Annotated in this window: 20 protein-coding genes; 17 read left to right on the forward strand and 3 right to left on the reverse strand. The window is 63.0% G+C overall.

Features of this window, described 5'->3' with window-relative positions; all coding sequences use genetic code 11:
• Positions 1-180 precede the first annotated feature (180 nt).
• Genes tauA through tauD form a run of 4 tightly spaced genes read left to right on the forward strand, consistent with a single transcriptional unit; the run spans position 181 to position 3,645 of the window.
• Positions 181-1,152 (forward strand): taurine ABC transporter substrate-binding protein, encoded by a 972-nt coding sequence (tauA, locus tag ACIPZF_RS16630; RefSeq protein WP_400801316.1) that lies wholly within the window; start codon positions 181-183, stop codon positions 1,150-1,152.
• Between the two features lie 21 nt (positions 1,153-1,173).
• The gene (gene tauB, locus ACIPZF_RS16635) at positions 1,174-1,962 is read left to right on the forward strand and encodes a taurine ABC transporter ATP-binding subunit (protein ID WP_400801318.1); all 789 of its coding nucleotides are present in this window, start codon (positions 1,174-1,176) and stop codon (positions 1,960-1,962) included.
• A complete protein-coding gene (tauC, locus tag ACIPZF_RS16640) occupies positions 1,959-2,798 on the forward strand; it encodes a taurine ABC transporter permease TauC (RefSeq protein ID WP_400801320.1) in 840 nt (279 codons plus the stop codon). Before tauB ends, tauC begins: the two co-directional genes overlap by 4 nt.
• A 13-nt stretch (positions 2,799-2,811) precedes the next feature.
• The gene (tauD, locus tag ACIPZF_RS16645; RefSeq protein WP_400801321.1) at positions 2,812-3,645 is read left to right on the forward strand and encodes a taurine dioxygenase; all 834 of its coding nucleotides are present in this window, start codon (positions 2,812-2,814) and stop codon (positions 3,643-3,645) included.
• A 119-nt stretch (positions 3,646-3,764) separates the two neighbouring features.
• On the opposite strand, the gene betT is transcribed toward tauD, so the two are convergent.
• Together betT and epsC are read right to left on the reverse strand one after the other, a co-directional pair.
• Positions 3,765-5,762 carry a choline transporter BetT gene (betT, locus tag ACIPZF_RS16650; RefSeq protein WP_400801322.1) on the reverse strand — a complete coding sequence of 666 codons (1,998 nt, stop codon included), beginning with the start codon at positions 5,760-5,762 and terminating at the stop codon, positions 3,765-3,767.
• A gap of 220 nt (positions 5,763-5,982) precedes the next feature.
• Entirely contained in the window at positions 5,983-6,915 is a 933-nt protein-coding gene (epsC, locus tag ACIPZF_RS16655; protein ID WP_400801324.1) for a serine O-acetyltransferase EpsC, read from the reverse strand.
• Positions 6,916-7,161: 246 nt separating this feature from the next.
• Between epsC and tcyJ the strand changes: the two genes are divergently transcribed.
• The 11 genes from tcyJ to ACIPZF_RS16710 all read left to right on the forward strand — a co-directional run bounded on the left by tcyJ (position 7,162) and on the right by ACIPZF_RS16710 (position 17,760).
• Positions 7,162-7,956, forward strand: a complete 795-nt coding sequence (gene tcyJ / locus ACIPZF_RS16660) for a cystine ABC transporter substrate-binding protein (protein ID WP_400801326.1) — start codon at positions 7,162-7,164, stop codon at positions 7,954-7,956.
• Complete coding sequence (gene tcyL / locus ACIPZF_RS16665; protein ID WP_400801328.1) at positions 7,953-8,621, forward strand: cystine ABC transporter permease; 669 nt, start codon at positions 7,953-7,955, stop codon at positions 8,619-8,621. Before tcyJ ends, tcyL begins: the two co-directional genes overlap by 4 nt.
• A 2-nt stretch (positions 8,622-8,623) precedes the next feature.
• Entirely contained in the window at positions 8,624-9,382 is a 759-nt protein-coding gene (tcyN, locus tag ACIPZF_RS16670; RefSeq protein WP_400801330.1) for an L-cystine ABC transporter ATP-binding protein TcyN, read from the forward strand.
• 172 nt (positions 9,383-9,554) lie between these two features.
• The gene (locus tag ACIPZF_RS16675; RefSeq protein WP_400801332.1) at positions 9,555-10,796 is read left to right on the forward strand and encodes an SfnB family sulfur acquisition oxidoreductase; all 1,242 of its coding nucleotides are present in this window, start codon (positions 9,555-9,557) and stop codon (positions 10,794-10,796) included.
• 155 nt (positions 10,797-10,951) lie between these two features.
• Positions 10,952-12,133: an SfnB family sulfur acquisition oxidoreductase gene (locus tag ACIPZF_RS16680; RefSeq protein ID WP_400801334.1), complete on the forward strand. Its 1,182-nt coding sequence runs from the start codon at positions 10,952-10,954 to the stop codon at positions 12,131-12,133.
• On the forward strand, positions 12,133-13,524 hold the full coding sequence (locus ACIPZF_RS16685) for an LLM class flavin-dependent oxidoreductase (RefSeq protein WP_400801336.1): 1,392 nt from the start codon (positions 12,133-12,135) through the stop codon (positions 13,522-13,524). The genes ACIPZF_RS16680 and ACIPZF_RS16685 overlap by 1 nt, the downstream gene beginning before the upstream one ends.
• The gene (locus tag ACIPZF_RS16690) at positions 13,517-14,317 is read left to right on the forward strand and encodes a MetQ/NlpA family ABC transporter substrate-binding protein (protein ID WP_400801337.1); all 801 of its coding nucleotides are present in this window, start codon (positions 13,517-13,519) and stop codon (positions 14,315-14,317) included. Before ACIPZF_RS16685 ends, ACIPZF_RS16690 begins: the two co-directional genes overlap by 8 nt.
• Before the next feature lies 1 nt (position 14,318).
• Positions 14,319-15,428 (forward strand): methionine ABC transporter ATP-binding protein, encoded by a 1,110-nt coding sequence (locus ACIPZF_RS16695; RefSeq protein ID WP_400801339.1) that lies wholly within the window; start codon positions 14,319-14,321, stop codon positions 15,426-15,428.
• Positions 15,418-16,062, forward strand: a complete 645-nt coding sequence (locus ACIPZF_RS16700; RefSeq protein ID WP_400801340.1) for a methionine ABC transporter permease — start codon at positions 15,418-15,420, stop codon at positions 16,060-16,062. The genes ACIPZF_RS16695 and ACIPZF_RS16700 overlap by 11 nt, the downstream gene beginning before the upstream one ends.
• Before the next feature lie 220 nt (positions 16,063-16,282).
• Complete coding sequence (locus ACIPZF_RS16705; RefSeq protein WP_400801342.1) at positions 16,283-16,510, forward strand: helix-turn-helix domain-containing protein; 228 nt, start codon at positions 16,283-16,285, stop codon at positions 16,508-16,510.
• The gene (locus ACIPZF_RS16710; RefSeq protein WP_400801344.1) at positions 16,507-17,760 is read left to right on the forward strand and encodes a HipA domain-containing protein; all 1,254 of its coding nucleotides are present in this window, start codon (positions 16,507-16,509) and stop codon (positions 17,758-17,760) included. The genes ACIPZF_RS16705 and ACIPZF_RS16710 overlap by 4 nt, the downstream gene beginning before the upstream one ends.
• Before the next feature lie 33 nt (positions 17,761-17,793).
• On the opposite strand, the gene dibA is transcribed toward ACIPZF_RS16710, so the two are convergent.
• Positions 17,794-19,542 carry a phosphodiesterase DibA gene (gene dibA / locus ACIPZF_RS16715; protein ID WP_400801345.1) on the reverse strand — a complete coding sequence of 583 codons (1,749 nt, stop codon included), beginning with the start codon at positions 19,540-19,542 and terminating at the stop codon, positions 17,794-17,796.
• 147 nt (positions 19,543-19,689) lie between these two features.
• On the opposite strand from dibA, the gene desA reads away from it, so the two are divergent.
• Together desA and ACIPZF_RS16725 are read left to right on the forward strand one after the other, a co-directional pair.
• Positions 19,690-20,874: a delta-9 fatty acid desaturase DesA gene (desA, locus tag ACIPZF_RS16720; protein ID WP_400801347.1), complete on the forward strand. Its 1,185-nt coding sequence runs from the start codon at positions 19,690-19,692 to the stop codon at positions 20,872-20,874.
• A 141-nt stretch (positions 20,875-21,015) separates the two neighbouring features.
• Positions 21,016-22,002, forward strand: coding sequence for a GGDEF domain-containing protein (locus tag ACIPZF_RS16725; RefSeq protein WP_400801349.1), 987 nt, complete (start codon positions 21,016-21,018; stop codon positions 22,000-22,002).
• The last annotated feature ends 59 nt before the right edge of the window (positions 22,003-22,061 follow it).

The raw sequence follows: 22,061 nt of genomic DNA on the forward strand, positions 1-22,061 counted from the left end.
TCTGTAAAGCCGATGAAGCCTAGCAGGGGTTTCGCGTTTCGCCATTGAGCGTCATCAACGTACACGGCTTAAAGCATTTGGCTCCTAAGCTAATTCTAAAAAGTTATTTATTTCGTCATTCTTAGATCATCTAGTCTTCTTGCCATCCATCACATCGATTGCCTGACGAGAGGTTCAACCATGATCCCGCATGCTCCCCTGCGCCTGTTCGCTGCCCTGACCCTCGCCGGCACCAGCTGGTTTGCCCAGGCCGCCGACCTGACGGTGGCCTACCAGACCACCGTCGACCCGGCCAAGGTGGCCCAGGTCGATGGCGACTACGAAAAAGCCAGCAAGGCCAGCATCGACTGGCGCAAGTTCGATAACGGCGCCGACGTGATCACCGCCGTGGCCAGCGGTGACGTGCAGATCGGTTACCTCGGCTCGAGCCCGCTGGCCGCTGCCGCCACCCGCAAGTTGCCGGTCGAAACCTTCCTGATCGCCACCCAGATCGGCGCCGGTGAAGCGCTGGTAGCCCGCGACAGCATCAAGACGCCGCAAGACCTGATCGGCAAGAAAGTCGCCGTACCCTTCGTTTCCACCGGCCATTACAGCCTGCTGGCCGCGCTGAAGAGCTGGAACATCGACCCTTCCAAAGTACAGATTCTCAACCTCGCGCCACCGGCGATCATCGCCGCCTGGAAGCGCGGTGACATCGACGCCACCTACGTCTGGGACCCGGCCCTGGGCGTGGCCAAGGAGAATGGCAAGGTGCTGATCACCTCCGGCGAACTGGCCACCAAAGGCGCTCCGACCTTCGACGCCTGGATCGTGCGCAAGGACTTCGCCGACAAGCATCCCGAGGTGGTGAAGGCCTTCGCCAAGGTCACCCTCGACGCCTACGCCGACTACCGCAAAGACCCGAAAGCCTGGCTGGCCGACAAGGCCAACGTCGACAAGCTGGTCAAGCTGTCCGGCGCCAAGGCCAGCGACATCCCGGTGCTGCTGGAAGGCAACGTCTACCCCCTGGCCGCCGACCAGGCCAACGCCCTCGGCGCCCCAACCACCCAGGCCCTGACCGACACCGCCACCTTCCTCAAGCAGCAAGGCAAGGTCGATGCGGTGCTGCCGGACTATTCGCCGTACGTCAGCGCCAAGTTCCTGCCTAACTGAATACCTGATCCGGAGCCCGTCATGGCCTTGCTTGAACTGGAGCGCATCAGCGCACAGTACCCTGGCGCCAGCACCCCGGTGCTGGCCGACATCAATCTGAGCCTGGGGCCACGCCAGCTGCTGGTGGCCCTCGGGCCGTCCGGCAGTGGCAAGACCTCGCTGTTGAATTTGATCGCCGGCTTCGTCGCCCCGAGCGGTGGGCGCATCACCCTCGACGGCGTGCCCGTTGAAGGCCCCGGTGCCGAGCGCGGCGTGGTGTTCCAGGACGACGCCCTGTTGCCCTGGCAGAACGTGCTGGGCAATGTCGCCTTCGGCCTGGAGCTGGCCGGCGTGCCACGTGCCGAGCGCGAGGCCAAGGCCCGCGAGATGTTGGCGCTGGTCGACCTGGAAGGCTTTGCCGAGCGGCGCATCTGGCAATTGTCCGGTGGCCAGAAGCAGCGCGTCGGCCTGGCCCGTGCACTGGCGGCCGACCCACGGGTACTGCTGATGGACGAGCCGTTCGGTGCCCTCGACGCCTTCACCCGCGAACAGATGCAGGAGCTGTTGCTGCAGGTCTGGCAGCGCACCGCCAAGCCGGTGTTGCTGATCACCCACGACATCGAAGAGGCCGTATTCCTCGCCACCGAACTGGTGCTGTTGGCGCCCAATCCCGGCCGCGTGGTCGAGCGCCTGCAGCTGGACTTCGGCCAGCGCTACGCCGCAGGCGAATCGGCCCGGGCGATCAAGTCCGACCCACGCTTCATCGAAACCCGCGAGCATGTGCTGGCACGTGTCTTCTCCCAACGCCAAAGCCTGCAGGAGCGCGCATGAGCAGCCTGGATCTGCCGGTCGCCGGCAAGCAAAACAGTGCAACCCGGCCTGTGGTAACGGCACGTCGCCAGTTGTCCACCCGCTGGATCAGCACCCTGACCCTGGCCAGCCTGCTGCTGGTGTGGTGGCTGGTGACCGCCGCCGGTTGGATCGAGCCGCTGTTCCTGCCCGCGCCCGGCGATATCCTCGCCAGGGCCTGGACGTTGCTGACCCAGGGCTATATGGACGCCAGCCTATGGCAGCACCTGGGCGCGAGCCTGGGCCGCATCGGCCTGGCGCTGGTCGCCGCGACCCTGACCGCCATCCCGGTCGGCATCGCCATCGGCTACAACCGCGTGGCCCGCGGCATCCTCGACCCGCTGATCGAGTTCTACCGGCCGATCCCGCCACTGGCCTACCTGCCGCTGATCGTGATCTGGTGCGGCATCGGCGAGTTGTCCAAAGTGCTGCTGATCTACCTGGCGATCTTCGCCCCGATCGCCATCGCCACCGCCACCGGCGTGCGCACGGTCGACCCGACCAAGCTGCGCGCCGCGCAGTCGCTGGGTGCCAGCAAGGCGCAACTGATCCGCCACGTGATCCTGCCCAGCGCCCTGCCCGACATCCTTACCGGCATCCGCATTGGCCTTGGCGTCGGCTGGTCGACTCTGGTCGCCGCCGAGCTGATAGCCGCCACCAGCGGCCTGGGTTTCATGGTGCAGTCGGCGGCGCAGTTCCTGGTCACCGATGTGGTGGTGCTGGGCATCTTGCTGATCGCCCTGATCGCCTTCGCCCTGGAGATGGGCCTGCGGGCCCTGCAACGCAAGCTGGTGCCTTGGCACGGCCAAAGCCACTGAGACGAGAAAAGACATGAGCCTGACCGTATCCCCCCTCAGCCCGGCCCTCGGCGCGCACATCAGCGGCGTGGATATCAGCCGCGAAATCACTGCCGAACAGCGCGATGCCATCGAGCAGGCGTTGCTCAAGCACCAGGTGCTGTTCTTCCGCGACCAGCCAATCAACCCCGAGCAGCAAGCCCGATTTGCCGCACGTTTCGGCGACCTGCACATCCACCCGATCTACCCCAACGTGCCGGATACCCCGCAGGTACTGATTCTCGACACGGCGGTGACCGACGTGCGTGACAACGCCGTGTGGCACACCGACGTGACCTTCCTGCCGACCCCGGCGCTAGGCGCGGTACTCAGTGCCAAGCAGTTGCCGGCCTATGGCGGCGATACTTTGTGGGCCAGCGGGATTGCAGCTTTTGAAGCGCTGTCGGCACCGCTGCGCGCAATGCTCGATGGCCTGACCGCCACCCACGACTTCACCAAGTCGTTCCCCTTGGAGCGCTTCGGTACCACGCCGGAAGAACTCGCACGCTGGGAAGCGACCCGGCGCAACAACCCGCCGCTGTCGCACCCGGTAGTGCGTACCCACCCGGTGAGCGGGCGCAAGGCGCTGTTCGTCAACGAAGGGTTCACTACGCGGATCAACGAACTGAGCGAACTGGAGAGCGAAGCGCTGTTGAAGCTGCTGTTCGCCCATGCCACGCGGCCCGAGTTCAGCATTCGCTGGCGCTGGCAGGAGAACGACGTGGCGTTCTGGGACAACCGCGTGACCCAGCATTTTGCGGTGGATGATTACCGGCCGAACCGGCGGGTGATGCATCGGGCGACCATTCTTGGTGATGCGCCGTTCTGAAGAAAGCACGGTCTGTGTGGGAGCGGGCTTGTCCCGCGAACACCGGCAAAGCCGGTGCCATACACCGCGGTGTTAGCTTCGCGGGGCAAGCCCGCTCCCACAGAGGCCGGTACAGGCTACTAACGGACCAGATGCAAATACTGCATATGCCGCTCGTACTGGTCGAGGATGTCGTTGATGATCTGCTCCTTGCTATAGCCCACCAGGTCGTAATTCTGGCTGCCTTCGCTCAGGTGCACCTCCGCCCGGTAATAACGGCGGTTCTTCAACTCCTGCGTGCCCAACCCACCCAATGCGAACGACGGCGTGAAGTAACCGCGCATCTGCACCTGGTAGATGAAGGGTTGCTCCTCGCCATGCCCAACCTTCAAGCTGACGTTGTCATGGCTCGGATCGTCCTGGGTCACCAGCACCAGGCCCTTCTGTTCGAACACTTCGCGCACCTCGGCAATCGCCGGGCGCACCACGTCGTCCATGAAGCGGTACACCTCATCCCGCGACGGGAAGTGCACGGCCTGGCTCAGGCGCTGGCGCCAGCCACCACGGCCCCGGCGCGACTGCGCGAAGGGTGCCAGCGAATGCATCTGCGCGATCTGCCGCTGCGATTCCAGGTAGAAGGCTTTGTGCAGCCCCCACATCATGCACAGCAAGATCAGCGAGAACGGCAGCGAAGTCAGCACCACCGCGGACTTGAGCGAATCGATGCTACCGGCGAACAGCAGGCTGCTGGTGATCAGCGCGGTCATCGCGCCCCAGAAAATGCGCAGCCAGTTCGGGCCGTCTTCGTCAGGGCCGCCGTCCTTGGCCGACAAGGTCGACAGCACCACCGTGCCAGAATCGGCCGAGGTAACGAAGAACACGAAGCTGATGAACACCGTCACCGCGATGACCGTCTTGCTCCATGGGTAGGTTTCCAGCAGCAGGTACAGGCTCATCGACGGGTCGTCCAGGGCCGACTGGCCAAGCGCGGTCATACCGTGGTTGATCACCTGGTCCAGCGCGCTGTTGCCGAAAATCGACATCCACGCCAAGGTAAAGCCCAGCGGGATCAGCAGCACGCCGAAGACGAATTCACGGATGGTCCGGCCCCGCGAAATACGCGCGATGAACAGCCCCACGAACGGCGCCCAGGCTATCCACCAGGCCCAGTAGAACACCGTCCAGCCGCCCAGCCAGTCGCGGTTTTCGCCATAGGCGTACACGTCGAAACTCTTGCGCGGCAAGGCCCCGAGGTAATCGCCAAGGTTCTGGATCAAGGTGTTGAACAGGTGTTGTGTCGGCCCTGCGAACAACACGAACAGCAGCAGCGCGCAGGCCAGGAACAGGTTGATGTCGCTCATCACCCGCACGCCCTTCTCCACCCCGGCGACCGCTACTGCAACAGCAGCGCCCATCATCAAGGCGATGAGGATGACCTGCACCCACTGGCTGTGGCTGATGCCGAACAGGTAGTCGAGGCCGGCGTTCAGGTGCAGCACGCCGAAGCCCATGTCGGCGCCCAGGCCGAACACCGTGGCGATGATGCCGAAGCCGTCCACCGCATAACCGATCGGCCCGTTGATGCGCTTGCCGATCAGCGGATACAGCGCTGAACGCAGAGCCAGCGGCAGGTTGTGGCGATAGGCGAAATAGGCCAGGGCCATGCCGACGAAGGCGAACACGCCCCAGCCATGCAGGCCCCAGTGCAGGAACAGGATCTGCATCGCCTGGCGCCCGGCCTCGGCCGTGCCGGCTTCGCCCTGGGGCGGCTGGAGCATGTGGGTGAGCGGTTCGGAGACGCAGAAGAAGAACAGCGTGATGCTGATGCCGGCCGCGAACAGCATGCCGGCCCACGACAGGTAGCTGAACTCGGGCTCGTCGTGGTCGGCACCGAGCTTGATCTTGCCGTAACCCGACAAGGCGGTGACCACCACGAAGACCAGGTAAAGAGTCATGGCCAGCATGTAGTACCAGCCGACCGTGTTGGCCGCCCAGTTCTGCGCCGCCAGCAACCATTCGCCGGCTGCTTGCGGTTGGGCGATGACCACGAGGCCAAAGAGGAGAATGAAACTTGCCGCAAAGTAGAACACCGGAGGGTTCATGCGGATTTTACTGTTGGCAGGGGTCGGTGCACTCATGCTTCATGCACCTCGTCGAAGGACGTGAGGTTCGGGTTGAACGGGTTCAGCAAAGGAATCCTCCTGTTGAACACCGGCAGCGGACCAGCGTTTTTTCGTTGAACAAGCGTTCAAGTTAAACATGGATAGGGATTTGATGCGAACCGGGGTGCTGATCGGTGCCTGTACCGACCCTGTGGGAGCGGGCTTGTCCCGCGAAAGGGCCGGCACAGCCAATAGCTCAATTCTTGTCCTGGCAATCCAACTGTAGATTGGCCTGGGTGATGTTGCTTTCTGCCGGCACGCTGCGGGTCAGCCACACATTGCCGCCAATGGTCGAGCCCTTGCCGATGGTAATCCTTCCCAGGATGGTCGCCCCCGCGTAGATCACCACGTCATCTTCGACGATCGGGTGCCGCGCCAGGCCTTTGTGCAGCGTGCCCGACTCGTCGCTCGGGAAGCGCTTGGCCCCCAGGGTTACGGCCTGGTAGATGCGCACACGCTCACCGATGATCGCGGTCTCGCCGATCACCACGCCGGTCCCGTGGTCGATGAAGAAGCTCGGCCCGATCTGCGCGCCCGGGTGGATGTCGATGCCGGTGGCAGAATGCGCCAGCTCCGAACTGATCCGCGCCAGCAGCGGCAAGCCGGCCTGGTACAGGTGGTGGGCCAGGCGGTGGTGGATGATCGCCAGAATCCCCGGGTAGCACAGCAGCACTTCATCGACGCTGCGCGCCGCCGGGTCACCGTGGTAGGCGGCCAACACGTCGGTATCGAGCAACACCCGCAGCCCTGGCAAGGCGGCGGCAAAATCCTGGATCAGGCGCAGCGCCTGGCCGTCGACCGCGGCCAGGTCAGCCTTGCTCTGCCGGGCGGCGTAACGCAGCTCCAGTCGCGCCTGGGCCAGCAGCGCGGTCAGCGCCGCATCGAGGGTGTGGCCAACGTAGAAGTCCTCGCTCTCCTCGCGCAAATCGACCGGCCCTAGGCGCATCGGGAACAGCGCACCGCATAGCTGTTCGAGGATATGCCGCATGGCCTCGCGCGATGGCAATTCGCGCCCGCCCTGTTCGCCAATGCTGCGGCCATTGCGGCTGCGCCACTGCTCGCGGGCGCTGCGCAGGTCGCTGACGATGCTGTGCAACTGCCAATGCGCGGATGAGGGGTGTTCGCTCACGGTAATCTCCTGACAGGCCTATCAGATATTTTGCAAACCACTTTACGGCAAATCCGCCCCTTGGAAAAAACAACGCTTTATTCCATCCTGCGCTAAGTCGGGCATAAGCTGCGCTACCCTCAATGCAGCCTGTGCATGGCAAAAAGCAAAATACGCATAAGAACATAAGTTTTTATTATTTCCTGGCCTATAAAGCCAACTCTATAGTCGCCACCCACCACTTCCACAACAAGCGCGGGGCCTGACATGTCGAAATTCGCCAAACCACTTCTCAATGCCAGCCTGGCCATCCTGCTGGGCACCGGGCTGTTCAGCCAGGCCTTTGCCGGCGAGCAGTTGAAGACCATCCAGGAAAAGGGCGTGATCAACGTCGGCCTCGAAGGCACTTATCCACCGTTCAGCTTCCAGGACGAAAACGGCAAGCTGGCCGGTTTCGAAGTGGAGCTGTCGGAATTGCTGGCCAAGGAACTGGGGGTCAAAGCCAAGATCCAGCCGACCAAGTGGGATGGCATCCTTGCCGCACTGGAGTCCAAGCGTCTGGACGTGGTGGTCAACCAGGTGACCATCTCCGAAGAGCGCAAGAAGAAGTACGACTTCACCGAGCCCTACACCGTCTCCGGCATCCAGGCGCTGGTGCTGAAGAAGAAAGCCGAGCAGTTGAATATCAAAGGCGCGCAAGACCTTGCCGGCAAGAAGGTCGGCGTGGGCCTGGGCACCAACTACGAGCAGTGGGTGAAGCAGGATGTGCCGAAAGCCGAAGTACGCACCTATGAAGACGACCCGAGCAAGTTTGCCGACCTGCGCAACGGCCGCATCGACGCCATCCTGATCGACCGCCTGGCCGCGCTGGAGTACGCGCAAAAAGCCAAGGACACCCAGCTGGCCGGCGACGCCTTCTCGCGCCTGGAAAGCGGTGTGGCCCTGCGCAAAGGCGAACCTGAACTGCTGGATGCGCTGAACAAGGCCATCGACAAGCTCAAGGCTGATGGCACGCTGGCCAAGCTGTCCGAGAAATACTTCGGTGCCGATGTCACCAAATGATCGCTGAAAGCCTGCAACTCGTTGTCGATTCCGCGCCCTTCCTGCTCAAGGGCGCGGGCTACACAGTGCTGCTGAGTGTCGGCGGCATGTTCTTCGGCCTGGTGCTGGGCTTTGCCCTGGCGCTGATGCGGCTGTCGAAGATCCTGCCGCTGAACTGGCTGGCACGTATCTATGTGTCGTTCTTCCGCGGCACGCCGCTGCTGGTGCAGCTGTTCGTGATCTACTTCGGCATGCCGCAGATCGGTATCGAGCTTGACCCGATCCCGGCCTCGCTGATCGGCCTGTCATTGAACATGGCCGCGTACATCTGCGAAATCCTGCGCGCGGCGATCTCCTCGATCGACCGTGGCCAGTGGGAAGCCGCCGCCAGCATCGGCATGACCCGGACCCAGGCCATGCGCCGGGCGATCCTGCCGCAAGCCCTGCGCACTGCGCTGCCGCCGCTGGGCAACAGCTTCATCTCGCTGGTCAAGGACACCGCCCTGGCGGCGACCATCCAGGTGCCCGAGCTGTTCCGCCAGGCGCAGCTGATTACCGCACGCACGTTCGAAGTGTTCACCATGTACCTGGCGGTTGCGGTGGTCTACTGGATCCTCTGCAGCATCCTCGCGCACTTCCAGAACCGCATGGAAGCGCGGGTCAACCAGCACGACCAGGAGCACTGAAGATGATCGTAGTAGAAGGCCTGACCAAGCAGTTCAAGGGCCAGACCGTGCTCAACGGCATCGACTTGACCGTGCAACCCGGCGAAGTGGTGGCCATCATCGGCCCCAGCGGCTCGGGCAAGACCACCTTCCTGCGCTGCCTCAACCTGCTGGAAACGCCCGATGCCGGGCGCATCCAGATCGGCGCCATCAGCATCGATGCCAACCGCCCGCTCGGCGCCCAGCAGAGCGCTATCCGCCGTTTGCGTCAGCAGGCCGGGTTCGTGTTCCAGAGCTTCAACCTGTTCCCCCACCGCACCGCGCTGGAGAACGTCATCGAAGGGCCGGTGGTGGTCAAGAAGACGCCACGCGCACAGGCCATCGAGCTAGGCCGCAAGTTGCTGGCCAAGGTTGGCCTGGCCGGCAAGGAAGACACCTACCCCCGGCGCCTGTCGGGCGGCCAGCAGCAACGCGTGGCCATCGCCCGGGCATTGGCCATGGAGCCTGAGGTGATCCTGTTCGACGAACCCACCTCGGCGCTCGACCCGGAGCTGGTCGGCGAGGTGCTGGCGACCATCCGCGGCCTGGCCGATGAGAAGCGCACCATGATCATCGTCACCCACGAGATGAGTTTTGCGCGTGATGTGGCGAACCGGGTGATCTTCTTCGACAAGGGGGTCATCGTCGAGCAGGGCGAGGCCAAGGCGTTGTTTGCCAGCCCCAAGGAAGAGCGGACCCGGCAGTTCTTGCGCAAGTTTCTCGGGACTGCGGCATCCGAGTAAACCCGCGAAGAGGCCGGCACATCCAACCAAAATCCCCACTTCTATATATATTCCAAAAGGTTAGTTCATAAACTTTTGATAAGCCTTTAGGGTATATAAACCGGACCACCGGACCACAAGCGTTGTCGCCATCAACTGAAGCGACGCATCCACTTTGTGAGGTTCGGTTCTGATGTCCACCCTGCCAAAAATCCCATTCCACAGCGACCTCGACAGCTCGCCCCTGCTGCTGCCGGCCAAGGTTCTGCGCAACGACGCCGAAGCCCTGCAAGCGGCCCGTGAACTTGCCGAGAGTGCCCGCGAGCAAGCTTCTCGCCGCGACCAGCAACGCAAGCTGCCCTGGGCAGAAATCGAACAATTCACCCGCAGCGGCCTGGGCAGCATCAGCGTGCCCAAGGCCCACGGCGGCCCCGACGTGTCGTTCGACACCATCGCCGAAGTATTCCGCCTGATCAGCGCCGCCGACCCGGCCCTGGGGCAGATCCCGCAGAACCAGTTCGGCCTGCTGCAACTGCTGCGCCTGACCGCCACCGAGGCGCAGCAGGCGCTGATCTTCCGCAGCGTGCTCGACGGCTGGCGCATCGGCAACGCCGGGCCAGAGCGAGGCACCAAGGACACTCTGACGCTCAAGGCCAGGATCACCCGCGAGGGCGACGGCTATCGCATCAGCGGCGAAAAGTTCTACTCCACCGGCGCGCTGTTCGCCCACTGGGTCGCGGTCAAGGCGCTGGATGACCAGGGCCGTCAGCGCCTGGCCTTCGTCCGTCGCGGCGCGCCTGGGCTGCGCATCGTCGATGACTGGTCCGGTTTCGGCCAGCGCACTACCGCCAGCGGCACGGTGCTGCTGGATCAGGTGCCGGTCGATGCGGACCTGGTGATCGACAACTGGCGCCAGCGAGATACGCCAAATATCCAGGGCGCCGGCTCGCAGCTGATCCAGGCAGCCATCGATGCCGGTATTGCCGAAGCGGCCATTGACGATGCCATCCGCTTCGTGCGGGAAAAGTCGCGCCCTTGGATCGACGCCAATGTCGAGCGCGCCAGTGACGACCCCTACGTGATTGCCGACATCGGTCGCTTGAAACTCGAACTGCATGCAGCCCAAGCCCTGCTGCAAAAGGCTGCGCGAGTGCTCGACGAGGTCAATGCCGGGCCGATCGATGCTGCCGCCGCCGCGCGGGCCTCGATCGCAGTGGCCGAAGCCAAAGTGTTGACCACCGAGATCTCGCTGCAGGCCAGCGAGAAGCTGTTCGAACTGGCCGGCAGCCGCGCCACCCTGGCCGAGTTCAACCTCGACCGCCACTGGCGCAATGCCCGGGTGCACACGCTCCACGACCCGGTGCGCTGGAAGTACCACGCGGTCGGCGCTTATTACCTGAACGGCACCCTGCCTGCGCGGCATTCCTGGATTTGAATTTTGGCCATTGGGGCCCATTCGCGGGGCAAGCCCGCTCCCACAGAGATCTCACAAACCTGAGATTAAAGCTGTACCTGTGGGAGCGGGCTTGCCGAGACGTCGGACCGCCCGCGAATGGGCCGCGAAGCGGCCCCAGCGGCCCGGAGAACACCATGACAACAAGCGTAATCACCAGCGACACCCAAGCCCTGGCCATCGCCGAAGAAATCGCCCAGCAACTGCACCGGGACAGCGCCCTGCGCGACCGCGAACGGCGCCTGCCGCATGCCGAACTGGAGCTGTTCACCCGCTCCGGCCTGTGGGCCATCAGCGTGCCCAAGGCCTTCGGCGGCGCTGGCGTATCCAACGTTACCCTGGCCAAGGTCATCGCCCGCATCGCGCAAGCAGATGCTTCCCTCGGCCAGATCCCGCAGAACCACTTCTACGCCCTGGAGGTCCTGCGAGTAAACGGCAGCCCCGAACAACAGCAACGCCTATACAGCGAAGTCCTGGCCGGCCAACGCTTCGGCAACGCCCTCGCCGAACTCGGCACCAAGACAGCCCACGACCGCACTACCCGGCTAACCCGCGAAGGCGATGGCTACCGCATCAACGGCCGCAAGTTCTACGCCACCGGCGCCCTCTACGCCCAGCGTATCCCGACCTCGGTGGTCGATGAGCAAGGTGTTCAGCAGCTGGCCTTCATCCCCGCCGACAGCCAAGGCCTGCAGGTGATCGACGACTGGAGCGGCTTCGGTCAGCGCACCACCGGCAGCGGTTCGGTGGTGTTCGACAACGTGTTTGTCCGTGCCGAAGACGTGGTGCCGTTCCAGTCGGCCTTCGAGCGCCCCACCCCAGTCGGCCCGCTGGCGCAGATCCTCCACGCCGCCATCGACACCGGCATCGCCCGCGCCGCCTATGAAGATGCCCTGCACTTCGTGCGCACACGAAGCCGGCCTTGGGTCGACTCCGGCCTGGACAAGGCCAGCGAAGACCCGCTAACCCTGAAGAGTTTCGGCCATCTGACGATTCGCCTGCACGCCGCCGAGGCATTGCTCGAACGCGCAGGGGCTTACCTCGACCACGCCCAGGCCGACAGCAACGCTGATACCGTCGCCGCCGCCTCCATCGCCGTCGCCGAAGCCCGCGCGATCAGCACCGAGATCTCCCTCGCCGCCGGCACCACGCTGTTCGAACTGGCCGGCAGCCAGGCCACCCTGGCTGAGCACAACCTCGACCGCCACTGGCGCAATGCCCGCGTGCACACCCTGCACGACCCCGTGCGCTGGAAATACCACGCTATCGGCAACTACTACCTCAACGCTGAAAACCCACCGCGCCGGGGGACCATCTGATGCCTAAGCAAATCCTCCTCAATGCCTTCAATATGAACTGCATCGGGCATATCAACCATGGCCTGTGGACGCATCCACGCGACACCTCGACCCAGTACAAGAACCTCAGCTACTGGACCGACCTGGCGCGATTGCTGGAACGTGGGCTGTTCGACGGCCTGTTCATCGCCGATATCGTCGGCACCTACGACGTCTACGGTCAGTCGCTGGACGTGACCCTGAAAGAGTCGATCCAGCTGCCGGTCAATGACCCGCTGCTGCTGGTCTCGGCCATGGCCGCCGTCACCCGCCACTTAGGCTTCGGCCTCACCGCCAACCTCACCTACGAGGCGCCGTACCTGTTCGCCCGGCGCCTGTCCACGCTCGACCACCTGAGCAACGGCCGGGTTGGCTGGAACATCGTCACCGGCTACCTCGACAGCGCCGCCCGCGCCATGGGGTTGGAGCAGCAGCCTGAGCATGACCGCCGCTACGACCAGGCCGATGAGTACCTGCAGGTGCTGTACAAGCTGCTTGAAGGCAGTTGGGCCGATGATGCGGTGGTCGCTGACCGCGAGCGGCGGGTGTACGCCGAGCCGGATAAAGTACGCAAGGTCCAGCACCACGGCGAGTTCTACAAGGTCGAGGGTTACCACCTGTGCGAACCCTCGCCGCAGCGCACCCCAGTGCTGTTCCAGGCCGGCAGCTCGCCACGCGGCCTGGGTTTCGCCGGCAACCATGCCGAATGCGTGTTCATCAGCGGCCAGGACAAAGCCGCCACCCGCGCCCAGGTCGACAAGGTGCGCGCTGCCGCCCAGGCGGCCGGCCGCGATCCCCAGGCGGTCAAAGTGTTCATGGGCATCACGGTCATCGTCGCGCCCACCGAGCAGCAGGCCCAGGCCAAGTACGCCGAGTATCTGCGCCATGCCAGCCCGGAAGCAGGCGTGGCGCACTTCGCCGCCTCCACTGGCATCGACTTTGCCGCTTATGACCTGGACGAGCCGATCGGCGCCAGCAAGGGCAACGCCATCCAGTCGGCCACCCGCCAACTGCAGGAAAACGCCTGGACCCGCCGTCGCCTGCTGGAGCAACACGCCCTCGGCGGGCGCTACGTGACCCTTATCGGCGCGCCCGAGCAGGTTGCCGAACAGTTGATCGCCTGGATCGACGAAACCGGCCTCGACGGCTTCAACCTGACCCGCACCGTTACCCCGGAAAGCTTCGAAGACTTCATCGACCTGGTCATCCCGCACCTGCAACAGCGTGGCCGCTACAAGACCGCCTACGCCGAAGGCACCCTGCGCGAAAAGCTGTTCCACAGCGACCACCCACACCTGCCGGCTGACCATCCCGGCTCGACCTATCGCCACACCTCTACCCCTGCCCCGACTGGAGTTGCGCAGCATGCTTGAGAAACTGTTCCGGCCCGTCGCGGCCATCGCCCTCACCCTCGGCCTGGTCAGCGGCGCATGCGCTGCCGAGCCGCTGAAGATCGGCACCACCGCCGCCTTCGCCATCCCTCTGGAAGCCGCAGTGGAGGAAGCCCACAAGCAAGGCCTGGAGGTGAAGCTGATCGAGTTCAGTGACTGGATCGCCCCCAATGTCAGCCTCAACAGCGGCGACATCGACGTGAACTACTTCCAGCACATCCCCTTCCTGGAAAACGCCAAGGCCGCCGCCGGCTTCAACCTGGTGCCGTTCGCTCCCGGCATCATCAACAATGTCGGCCTCTATTCGAAGAAGTACAAAAGCTTCGCCGAACTGCCCGAAGGCGCCAGCGTGGCCATCGCCAACGACCCGATCAACAGTGGCCGGGGCCTGCAGCTGCTGGCCAAAGCCGGGCTGATCACGCTGAAACCGGGTGTCGGTTACAAGGCCACCGAGGATGACATCGTCGCCAACCCGAAGAAGCTGAAGATCCTCCAGGTCGAGGCCGTACAACTGGTACGCGCCTATGACGACGCCGACCTGGTGCAGGGCTACCCGGCCTACATCCGCCTGGCCAAGACCTTCGATGCCACGTCGGCGCTGCTGTTCGACGGCCTGGAAAACAAGGAGTACGTGATCCAGTTCGTGATCCGCCCCCAAAGCAAGGACGACCCGCGCCTGGCCAAGTTCGTCGACATCTACCAGCATTCGCCCGCCGTGCGCGAAGCGCTGAACAAGGCCCACGGCAGCCTCTACCAAGCCGGTTGGGAAGGCTGACATGAGCCAGGCCAGCGCCGTCGAGGCGCCCACCGCTCATACCGCGCCGCCACCGGCCCGGGAGCAGGCCTTGCGTCCGGAGGTCAACCAAGCCCATGTGCGCTTCGTCGGCCTCGGCAAGACCTACCCGGGCCAGGCGCAGCCGGCACTGCAAGGCATCGACCTGAATATCCGCCGTGGCGAGATCTTCGGCATCATCGGCCGCAGCGGCGCCGGCAAATCGTCACTGCTGCGCACTATCAATCGCCTGGAGCAACCCAGCCAGGGCCGGGTGCTGATCGACCAGGTGGACATCGCGCCATTCGATGAAGACCGCCTGGTGGCGCTGCGCCGGCGCATCGGCATGATCTTCCAGCATTTCAACCTGATGTCGGCCAAGACCGTGTGGCAGAACGTCGAGCTGCCACTGAAGGTGGCCGGCGTGGCCAAGGCCGAGCGCCAGCGCAAGGTCAGCGCGTTGCTGGAGCTGGTCGGCCTGCAGGAAAAGCACCATGTATACCCGGCACAACTGTCGGGCGGGCAGAAGCAGCGCGTCGGCATCGCTCGGGCGCTGGTGCATGACCCCGAAATCCTGCTGTGCGACGAAGCTACCTCGGCGCTGGACCCGGAAACCACCGCGTCGATTCTCGAACTGCTGCGCGACATCAACCAGCGCCTGGGCCTGACTGTGGTGCTGATTACTCACGAGATGGCAGTGATCCGCGATATCTGCCACCGCGTGGTGGTATTGGAGCGCGGCGAAGTGGTCGAGCAGGGTGAGGTGTGGCGGGTGTTCGGCTCGCCCCGGCATGACGTCACCCGCACCTTGCTGGTGCCCTTGCAGGCCAAGCTGCCTGCGGCTTTGCAGGCAAACCTGCGGGCCAGTCCGGTGGGCCGCGACAGTGCGGTGGTACTCAAGCTGAGCGTGCTCGGGGAACCAGCGTTGTCCGACCTGTTCAGTGACCTGGGCGGGCGTGTACGGCTGCTGCAAGGCGGCGTGGAGACCATCGGCGAGCATGCGCTCGGCCAGCTGATCCTGTCGATTCAGGGTTCGCCGCACGACACCCATCAATTGCTGGAACGCGCCCGTCGCTGGGCCGAAGACGTGGAGGTACTGGGCCATGTGGTTTGATCGCTTGCTCGAAGGCTTGCTCGACACCTTGCTGATGGTCGGCGTGTCGTCGCTGATCGCGCTGCTGGTGGGCGTGCCGATGGCGGTGCTGCTGGTCACCAGCGACAAGCGCGGCATCTTCGAGGCGCCGCTGCTGAACCGCGTGCTCGGCGCCTTCGTCAACCTGTTCCGCTCGATTCCGTTCCTGATCCTGATGGTCGCGCTGATCCCGTTCACCCGCCTGGTGGTCGGCACCACCTATGGCGTGTGGGCCGCCGTGGTGCCGCTGACCATCGCCGCCACGCCGTTCTTCGCACGGATTGCCGAAGTGAGCTTGCGCGAGGTCGACCATGGTTTGGTGGAGGCCGCACAGGCCATGGGTTGCCGGCGTTGGCACATCGTCTGGCATGTGCTGTTGCCGGAGGCATTGCCGGGGATCGTTGGCGGGTTCACCATCACACTAGTGACGCTGATCAACTCCTCGGCCATGGCCGGGGCGATCGGGGCCGGGGGGTTGGGGGATATTGCCTATCGGTATGGGTATCAGCGGTTCGACAGCCAGATCATGCTGACCGTGATTGCCATGCTGGTGGGGTTGGTGGCGGTGATTCAGGTGGGTGGGGATCGGTTGGCGAAAGGATTTAACAAGCGGTGATTCGAGTCCCACTTCCTCCTCAAATTGGCTAGCAGAACTAAAGCATTGCTGAGATTTCGAAATCGATCCAAGACAAATCCATATTTTCGAAACTATGGTTTCGATTTTTCGGCAAATAGTCTGTCAGCTATCAAAAACTAAACGAAACCTTAGTATTATTTGTAATTTTCCGATTCGTGGCCATAATCGAAAGTATCTTTTAGATCGGTCCACGTCAGCCATGAACACGCTCATTCAGGTTCGGACCCCCAGTGACCTGGGGGCAGCGGTTCGCCAAGTGCGCAAACGCCAAGATATAACTCAAACGGATCTGGCAATGATCGTTGGCAAAAGCCATGTCTTGCTCAGGGACATCGAACGAGGCAAAGGTAGCGTCTCGGTTGCCAGCGTCCTGCAGGTTTTGCAAGAGCTCGGCATACGCCTTTACGTGGATGCCCCCGACCGATGAGAACTTTGGATATTAAAATCAACAGCCATCACGTGGCGACCCTGTGTGATGATGCAGGGGTCTGGAGCCTCGAGTATTCACCTGAGTGGATCGCCAACGCTGACGCCTATGACCTGTCGCCCTCGCTCCCCAGGAGCAAGGGAACGCTTGTCGATGGCTCATCGCTGCGCCCCGTGCAGTGGTTTTTTGACAACCTGCTTCCAGAGGAACAGGCCCGATCCTTGTTGGCGAGCGACGCTAAAATCGAATTTGCCGACGCCTTTGGCTTGCTCGGTTACTACGGTGCTGAATCAGCGGGTGCAATTACCTTGCTGCCTGCTGCCCAGCACCTACAAGCGAGTGGGCTGCAGCCTCTGACAAATGCGCAACTGAGTGAGCGCATACGCAACCTTCCGAGGATCGCGCTGACCACTGGCGCACCTAAGCGCATGTCTCTGGCAGGAGCACAACACAAACTTGCAATCGTCGTGGAAGGCGAGGCGCTATTCGAGCCCATGGGCAACACGCCTTCGACGCATATTCTCAAACCCGATCACCCTCAACGCGATCTTTACGATGCTACGGTCGTGAACGAATGGTTTGTGATGAACCTTGCCCGGTCAGTGGGGCTTGAAGTACCCGATGTCAGCATTCGCCGCGTACCCGAGGCGGCCTATCTGATCGAACGCTTTGACCGGTCGCCGATGAACGATCAACTCGAACGGTTGCACGTGCTGGACGCCTGTCAACTGCTCACACTGGACAAAAGTTTCAAGTATCAACAAGCGACCACGGAAACTTTGCAAGCGATTCTCGGCCTGGTCCGTAATGTGGCCCAGACGCGAATGCAGTTGTTCAGATGGCTGGTCTTCAACATCCTGGTTGGAAACAATGATGCCCACCTGAAGAATCTTTCTTTCTTCGCTCGCCCGGATGCCTATCACCTGGCACCGCACTATGACCTTCTCTGCACTGCCGTCTATGGTGAGTCCGCTGCACCATGGTTGGAGGCAGAGCTGGTCTGGAAACCAGAGGGCATCAGGACCCATGATGAGGTTACCAGGGCAAGCGTTCTCAGCCTTGGCGAAGCCATCGGCGTCCGTGCCCCCCTCGGTAACAGGATCATTGATGAGCTTGTACCGGGCGTGGAGGATGCTGCCAAGGCGCTACTGGAACAGCACACGCAGACCTGGAACGCTGGAGAATGCAGACTCGTCAGACGTATCGTACATGGCGTAATCCGCGATATGAGCGATAAGCTGAGACATTGATCTGACTGGGTAGGAGAATTGGCCAACAGACCCTCAACCCCAGCACAACTCCCCAGCCGGCACCGGCCGCCCAAACCAGTACCCCTGCCCCAGCTGGCACTGCTGCTCCAGCAGAAACCTGGCCTGCTCCGCCTGCTCGATGCCCTCGGCATGCACCTGCATACCCATGCTGTGCGCCAGGGCAATGATCACCCGCACGATGGCGATGTCGTCGTCATCCATCGGCAACCCGGCGACGAAGCCCTGGTCGATCTTCAGCTTCTGCACCGGCAGACGCTTGAGTCGCAGCAGCGACGAATACCCCGTGCCAAAGTCATCGATGGCCAGGCTCAGGCCCAGCTCACGCAAGCGGTGCAACTGCTCCAGCGCCACCTCCGGGTCTTCCATCACCGCACTCTCAGTCACCTCCAGTTCCAGCAACTCCGGCGCCAGGCCAGTTTCGAGCAGCACCTGGGCCACCTGCCGGTACAGCTCGCGCTGACCGAACAGCCGGCTGGAAATGTTCACCGCGACAAATGCCAGCGTGCGCCCATCGGCCTGCCAGCGAACCATCTGCCGGCACGCCTCGCGCAGCACCCAGGCATCGATTTCGGCAATCAGCCCGGTACGCTCGGCGATGGGGATGAACTCGCTCGGCGGCACCAGGCCGCGCAGAGGATGTTGCCAGCGCACCAGCGCCTCCACCCCGACCATCTTCGAGGTGAACAGATCGAAAACCGGTTGGAAGAACACCCGCAATTCCTCATGGGCCAACGCGTGGCGCAATTCACCGGCGGTCTCCACCCGCTGCTGGGCGTGCGCCGTCAGCTCTTCGGTGTACAACGCATAGCATGCGCGGCCATTGTGCTTGGCCTTGAACAGCGCCGCGTCGGCGTTGCGCAGCAGCTGCTCGGCGCTCAGCGCATCGCTGGGGAACAAGCTGATGCCGACGCTTACACTGATGAACAACCGATGCCCGTCGAATTCGAACGGTTCACCCATGCGCTCGATCAGCGCCTGCGCCAGCTTGCCGGCCTGGCCGACTTGCTGGCAATTTTCGGCCAGCACTCCGAACTCATCACCGCCCAGGCGCGCCAGGGTCACGCCGTTGCCCAACACCTGAGCCAAGCGCTCGCCCGCCAGTTTGAGCAACTGGTCACCGACAGTATGGCCAAGCCCATCGTTGATGCTTTGAAAATGATCGAGGTCCAGCAGCAACAGGGCGCACCCGCGCTTGTTGGCTTGAGCCGACGCCAGGGCCTGCTCGACCCGGTCGTTGAACAGCAAGCGGTTGGGCAGGTTGGTGAGTGGGTCGTGATGGGCCAGGAACGCCAGCTCCTGCTCGGTATGCTTGATCGCGCTGATGTCGCTGAACACCGCCACGTAATGGCTCAACTCGTCGTTATCATCGCGTATGGCACGAATCGTCTGCCATTGCGGATAGATTTCACCGCTCTTGCGGCGGTTCCAGATTTCTCCGCTCCACTCGCCCTTCTCGGCCAGCGTGGCGTAGATCCGTTGATAGAACGGCACACCGTGGCGGCCTGATTTGAACTTGCTCGGGCGCTGGCCGAGCACTTCGTCCTGCTGGTAGCCGGTGATGCGCATGAAGGCACGGTTGACGTGCACGATCAGCCCCTGGCGGTCGGTGACCAGCACCCCTTCCAGGGTGCAATCGAACACCGCCGCCGCCATGCGCAGCCGCTCCTGGTCCTCTCTACGCTGCTGCGCACTCCTACCGAAAAGATTGAGCAGCCGAGCAGCAGCCCTGCGCAAGGCGTCACGAACTGAAACAGACATCATGTCGGGGGGGAAAGCCCATGAAAAAAGATGGGGCATTATAGGGGCAGAAACATGCCGTGACGTCCTATCTGAAAGGCTGACTGGTTTTATTTCCTCGCCAAGGGATAATCACAACCTTCCCCTGTGTCTTCGAGGGTTCTGACACCTATGTGGTACAACGGTCTGCTCGACTTGTCGGCCTGGCAACTGGTTGGCGTTACCCTGCTGATGACTCACGTGACCATCGTCAGCGTCACCATCTACCTGCACCGCTACTCCGCCCACCGTGCGCTGGAGCTCAACGGCGCGCTCAAGCATTTCTTCCGCTTCTGGCTGTGGCTGACCACGGCGCAGAACACCCGCGAGTGGACCGCCATTCACCGCAAGCACCACGCCAAGTGCGAAACCCCTGACGACCCGCACAGCCCGGTGCACAAAGGCTTGAGCACGGTGCTGCGCAAAGGCGCCGAGCTGTACCGCGAAGAGGCGCGCAACCCGGAAACCCTGCGCATCTATGGCAAGAACTGCCCGGAAGACTGGATCGAGCGCAACCTGTACTCGCGCTACAGGCTGGGTGGCATCGCCTTGATGGCAGTGATCGACCTGCTGCTGTTCGGCACCATCGGCATCACCATCTGGGCGGTGCAGATGATGTGGATTCCGTTCTGGGCCGCCGGTGTGGTCAACGGCCTGGGCCATGCGGTGGGCTATCGCAACTTCGAATGCCGCGATGCCGCCACCAACCTCGTGCCGTGGGGCATCGTCATCGGCGGCGAAGAACTGCACAACAACCACCACACCTACCCCAACTCCGCCAAGCTGTCGGTCAAACGCTGGGAGTTCGACATGGGTTGGGCCTGGATACGCCTGCTCTGCCTGCTGCGCCTGGCCAAGGTGCAACGTGTGGCGCCCATCGCCCACCGCGTCGAAGGCAAAGCCAATCTGGACATGGACACCGCCATGGCGATCCTCAACAACCGCTTCCAGATCATGGCCCAGTACCGCAAGCTGGTGATCGGCCCGCTGGTCAAACAGGAGCTGGCCAAGCTCGATGCCTCGGTGAGCCACCGTTTCCGCCGCGCCAAGCGCCTGCTGTCGCGGGAAACCAGCCTGCTCGAAGATCGCCACCATGTGCGCATCGAGTCGCTGCTCGCACAAAGCCAGGCGTTGAAGACCATTTACGAGAAACGTTTGGCGCTGCAGCAGATCTGGGCCCGCACCAGCGCCAATGGCCACGACATGCTCGCCGCCATGAAAGACTGGGTGCACGAAGCCGAAGCCAGCGGCATCCATGCCCTGCATGATTTTGCCGCGCAGCTGAAAACCTATTCCCTGCGCCCCACCGGCGCCTGACCGCCGTTGATCGGCACGCCCTGCAATGGGGCGTGCCCGCTGGAACTTACCCCCTGAAAAACCACTCAAATTCCGCACATCGCCCGCGTGGCGGGCCGGTCTGTGGCCGCACGCTCACCTGTCGAGAAACGCTCCGTGCACATGGCCAAGAACATCCATTCATCATTGCCCGGCAACGCCCCTCCTGAAGCCGCGCAAACCTTGCTGGCCTTGCTGCATGCTCAGGGCGAAGTCGCACGGCTGAGCGAACGTGAACAGCTCTACAGCTCGTTGCTCGACAGCGTCAATGCGGTGCTTTGGGCCTTCGACTGGGAAACCCGCCAGGTGCTCTACGTCAGCCCCGCCTACGAGCGCATCTTCGGCCGCCCGGCCAGCCAGGTGTTGGCCGACTTCAACGAGTGGCGCGACAGCATCTACCCCGACGACCTGGATTACGCCGAACGCAGCCTTACCCAGGTGCTGGTCAAAGGCGCCGTGGAAGACCGCGAATACCGCATCATCAACGCCAGCGGGCAGATGCGCTGGCTGAGTGACAAGTGCTACATCAACCAGCAGCGCGAAGGCGACCGAGTGATCATCGTCGGTATTGCCGAGGACATCACCGAAAAGAAGCAGCTCGAAGGCGAACTGCAGCGCCTGGCGACCACCGACGTGCTGACCCAGAGCAGCAACCGCCGGCACTTCTTCGAATGCGCCCAACAGGCCTTCGACAACGCCCGTGAAGAGGGCACCCCGATGGCCTTCCTGCTGCTGGACATCGACGACTTCAAGCAGATCAACGACAGCTACGGCCACCAGGAAGGCGATCAGGTTCTGCAACGCATCGCCGACGCCGGTAAAGCCGTGCTACGGCGGGGCGACCTGTTCGGGCGCATTGGTGGCGAAGAGTTTGCGGCGGTGTTCCCGGGCTGCACCGCGCAAGTTGCAGAGCAGATTGCCGAACGCCTGCAGCGCGAGATCCAGCGGCTGAGTTTCAGCCATGCTGAGCAAGTGTATGGGGTGACGGTAAGCCAAGGAGTGACCGGGCTTGGCGATACGGATGAGTCGCTGGACAGCCTGTTTGCCAGGGCTGATGAAGCGATGTACCGGGCCAAGCGGCAGGGGAAGAATCAGATTGTCAGCAGCTGACGAGTGAGCTTTTGTGGGAGCGGGCTTGCCCCGCGAACACCGGCGAAGCCGGTGCCCTG

Source organism: Pseudomonas sp. NPDC089752 (assembly GCF_044748725.1).
Classification (GTDB): domain Bacteria; phylum Pseudomonadota; class Gammaproteobacteria; order Pseudomonadales; family Pseudomonadaceae; genus Aquipseudomonas.